Annotated in this window: 4 protein-coding genes; 1 reads left to right on the top strand and 3 read right to left on the bottom strand. The window is 62.8% G+C overall.

The features are described from left to right. On the top strand, positions 1–341 hold a 341-nt coding region (locus NW846_RS12325; RefSeq protein WP_414516150.1), incomplete at its 5' end, for a sigma-70 family RNA polymerase sigma factor. 195 nt (positions 342–536) lie between these two features. On the opposite strand, the gene NW846_RS12330 is transcribed toward NW846_RS12325, so the two are convergent. The 3 genes from NW846_RS12330 to NW846_RS12340 all read right to left on the bottom strand — a co-directional run. Beyond that, on the bottom strand, positions 537–1,319 hold the full coding sequence (locus NW846_RS12330; RefSeq protein WP_414516152.1) for a hypothetical protein: 783 nt from the start codon (positions 1,317–1,319) through the stop codon (positions 537–539). A 3-nt stretch (positions 1,320–1,322) separates the two neighbouring features. Next, entirely contained in the window at positions 1,323–1,922 is a 600-nt protein-coding gene (locus tag NW846_RS12335; RefSeq protein ID WP_414516156.1) for a transposase, read from the bottom strand. A 430-nt stretch (positions 1,923–2,352) separates the two neighbouring features. Further along, the coding region (locus NW846_RS12340; protein WP_414516154.1) for a WD40/YVTN/BNR-like repeat-containing protein at positions 2,353–3,894 on the bottom strand (1,542 nt) is incomplete at its 5' end.

The raw sequence follows: 3,894 nt of genomic DNA on the forward strand, positions 1-3,894 counted from the left end.
AGCAGGAATGGCGAGAGCTGGAGCTGGCCCAACAAAACAGCCTTTTGCTCAGCCTAGATGCTCCCGTACAGGTTGAAGAAGACAGCGTTGCTCTAGGGGATACCATTCCCGATCAGCGCTACCGCAGTTTTCAACTGGCCGAAGAAGATCGCATCCGCCTGCAAAATGCCTTGGCCAAGCTGGAGGAGCGCACCCGACAGATTTTGGAATTTGTTTTCTTCTACGACCTCACCCAAAAAGAAACAGCAGAGCGGCTGGGGATCAGTGCCGTTACCGTTTCCCGACAGGTCAAAAAGGGCCTGGAGCGCTTGGCTAAGCTGCTGAGTCAGGACATTTTTTAGGGCGTTGCCGAGAAGGAAGATCCCTGGGCTTTGCGACAGTCTCCAGCGCTTTTCCAGGCAGATCTGAACCCTCTCCCAAAGTGGAGATCAAGGCGACAAAGAGCCTCACAACAACTTTCCCGTAGTCCAAGGCTTTGGTTACTTCAATATCAGTGCAGTATCCTGGTCGAAATAGCTGTAACTTGTGTCTTCGCTTTAATCTTTTTTGTCTCGAGCTTTGTCTGAAGCTTGATCTTTGTCTTGGGAACAATTTGCTCCCCGGTTCTGCAGTTGGCTTAGTTGGGAGCGCACCTGCAAGGCAATTTGCAAAGCAGCATCCAAAAGCTGCGACTGTTCGCTGGCCTGTTCTCTTAGCTGGAGCGCAGTCAGAGCTGCCAGCTCGTCGCCGAAGAACTCCCTTTGCTGCTCAATAAAGTCTTTGTTCTGCCGCAAGATCCGTTCAGTTTTCAAGGCGCGGATTAGGTCGCTGCGAGTCAGCTTCAGAGCCTCGATGATCTGATCCCGCTGGAGCAGCTTGGCCTCAGGATTGCCCGCCTCTACCAATTCATCGTTGATGTGAATGGCTTGAATGAGCCGATTGTAGCGATCTACTTCTTCTAGCAAGTTCAGCAAGAGCGGCATGCGGCGGCTGCGGAAAATCCAATAGGCTTGGCCCAAAGCGGCAATGGCTGTCAGGATTCCCCATTCCACCAGCCAGCTTTCCCAACTGCTGCGCAGGCCAGGGATCAAAATTCGCCCCACCAAGGTCAGCAGGGATCCCCCTGACCAAAAGGTCAAGAAACGGCAGAACAAATCCAGCACCAACAGCAGGCCCAGTAGATTCCAAAAGGCGGAGAACTGGCGCAGCCGGTCTTTCCAGCGACGGATAGGCCGAGGTCGGTACAGCCAGGCTATGGGTACCCCAGAAAGGTTTTCCACCAGAAAAGGGGAAATGACCAGCTCTTGTAAATCCCGCCGCATGGCCATGGACTCTGCCAAGGGCTAAGTTTTCCACCCAATTCTACTGCCGGCACTTGAGATCCTGCTGAGATCCCTTCTCAGGGGTAAAAGCTGGCCAAAGAGGAGACAAGCAGGGTGAGTAGCCCAACTACGCCAACTGAAGGCACCTCTGGTTGAAGCGGAAAACTTTGCGGTCAAGTCGCGATTTTTGTGGGTTTCTCTTCCGCGGCCCAAAGCGGGTCCATGTCCATAACGCCGGAAAGCCCAGTCCTCCGTGGCCCTCAGCATCACCACCGTGGCCAGATTCACCAGGCTCCCCTCGCCGGGGAAACTCCGCCGTTTCACCTCACGGATAAGCCGCTCCAGCACATTCGTGCTCTTGATGTGCCGCTGGTGGACCCCGGGAAAGTCCAGGTAGGTCAGGGCCTCCCCCAAACCCTGGGCAAACACCTCCACCGCCCGCTTAAACCGGTCCCGGTAGCGCTCAACGAACCCCCGGGCCAGAGATTCCGCCGTGCCACAAACACCTCCTGGAGGGAGCCGCTCCGACTGCGGCACATGAGCTAAAACGTTCCCCATAAAGTGCACCACGCACTGCTGCCAGCTGGCCCCAGGAAGCTCCGCCATCACCGCTTGGCGGATGGAAGGGTGGCCGAAAGGGGCCTAAGGGCGGCGCGCCGCCACAGGGAGGTCTGGCCCACCTCACGGGCTCGCCCGGTCCCAGGCGTAGGTGCGGCCGGGAGGGTCGCGCCAGGGAACCCCCGGGGGACTGCCCCACCCTCGGCGGGTGAAGGACGGGGAAGTCCGCCAAGGTCCCTGAGGGGACTGGACGCGGGCGGCGGCCAAAGGGGCCCGCGGGCCCTCAGGCCGTGGAATCTCCGGGCCTCAGGGATGCCCTTATCCCGAAGGGCCCACCCTTACTCCCCCCGCCCACCGGCGGGGGGTTCCGCTTTGTACCCCAAGGGCTGTGTACCGGCCCAGTCCGCCGGCGCGCCCACTCCCGCCGGGCTCCGGGTAAGGGTACCCCGCCCCACGGGCGATGGGGCGGGGTAGGGGCGTGGGGATCTCCGGTTCAGGGGGAGGTGAGGATGGTGCTGTTCCACCCCACCGCCACGAAGAGGCCGTTCCCGTAGGCCACGCCGTTGAGCCAGTTGCTCGTCCCCGAGGTTCGCTGGGTCCAGCTCACCCCGTCCGGGGAGGTGAGGATGGTGCTGTTCCACCCCACCGCCACGAAGAGGCCGTTCCCGTAGGCCACGCCGTTGAGCCAGTTGCTCGTCCCCGAGGTTCGCTGGGTCCAGCTCACCCCGTCCGGGGAGGTGAGGATGGTGCTGTTCCACCCCACCGCCACGAAGAGGCCGTTCCCGTAGGCCACGCCGTTGAGCCAGTTGCTCGTCCCCGAGGTTCGCTGGGTCCAGCTCACCCCGTCCGGGGAGGTGAGGATGGTGCTGTTCCACCCCACCGCCACGAAGAGGCCGTTCCCGTAGGCCACGCCGTTGAGCCAGTTGCTCGTCCCCGAGGTTCGCTGGGTCCAGCTCACCCCGTCCGGGGAGGTGAGGATGGTGCTGTTCCACCCCACCGCCACGAAGAGGCCGTTCCCGTAGGCCACGCCGTTGAGCCAGTTGCTCGTCCCCGAGGTTCGCTGGGTCCAGCTCACCCCGTCCGGGGAGGTGAGGATGGTGCTGTTCCACCCCACCGCCACGAAGAGGCCGTTCCCGTAGGCCACGCCGTTGAGCCAGTTGCTCGTCCCCGAGGTTCGCTGGGTCCAGCTCACCCCGTCCGGGGAGGTGAGGATGGTGCTGTTCCACCCCACCGCCACGAAGAGGCCGTTCCCGTAGGCCACGCCGTTGAGCCAGTTGCTCGTCCCCGAGGTTCGCTGGGTCCAGCTCACCCCGTCCGGGGAGGTGAGGATGGTGCTGTTCCACCCCACCGCCACGAAGAGGCCGTTCCCGTAGGCCACGCCGTTGAGCCAGTTGCTCGTCCCCGAGGTTCGCTGGGTCCAGCTCACCCCGTCCGGGGAGGTGAGGATGGTGCTGTTCCACCCCACCGCCACGAAGAGGCCGTTCCCGTAGGCCACGCCGTTGAGCCAGTTGCTCGTCCCCGAGGTTCGCTGGGTCCAGCTCACCCCGTCCGGGGAGGTGAGGATGGTGCTGTTCCACCCCACCGCCACGAAGAGGCCGTTCCCGTAGGCCACGCCGTTGAGCCAGTTGCTCGTCCCCGAGGTTCGCTGGGTCCAGCTCACCCCGTCCGGGGAGGTGAGGATGGTGCTGTTCCACCCCACCGCCACGAAGAGGCCGTTCCCGTAGGCCACGCCGTTGAGCCAGTTGCTCGTCCCCGAGGTTCGCTGGGTCCAGCTCACCCCGTCCGGGGAGGTGAGGATGGTGCTGTTCCACCCCACCGCCACGAAGAGGCCGTTCCCGTAGGCCACGCCGTTGAGCCAGTTGCTCGTCCCCGAGGTTCGCTGGGTCCAGCTCACCCCGTCCGGGGAGGTGAGGATGGTGCTGTTCCACCCCACCGCCACGAAGAGGCCGTTCCCGTAGGCCACGCCGTTGAGCCGGTTGATCGTCCCCGAGGTTCGCCGGGTCCAGCTCACCCCGTCCGGGGAGGTGAGGATGGT

It is taken from the genome of Synechococcus sp. W60.3 (genome assembly GCF_047502615.1).
GTDB lineage: Bacteria > Cyanobacteriota > Cyanobacteriia > Thermostichales > Thermostichaceae > Thermostichus.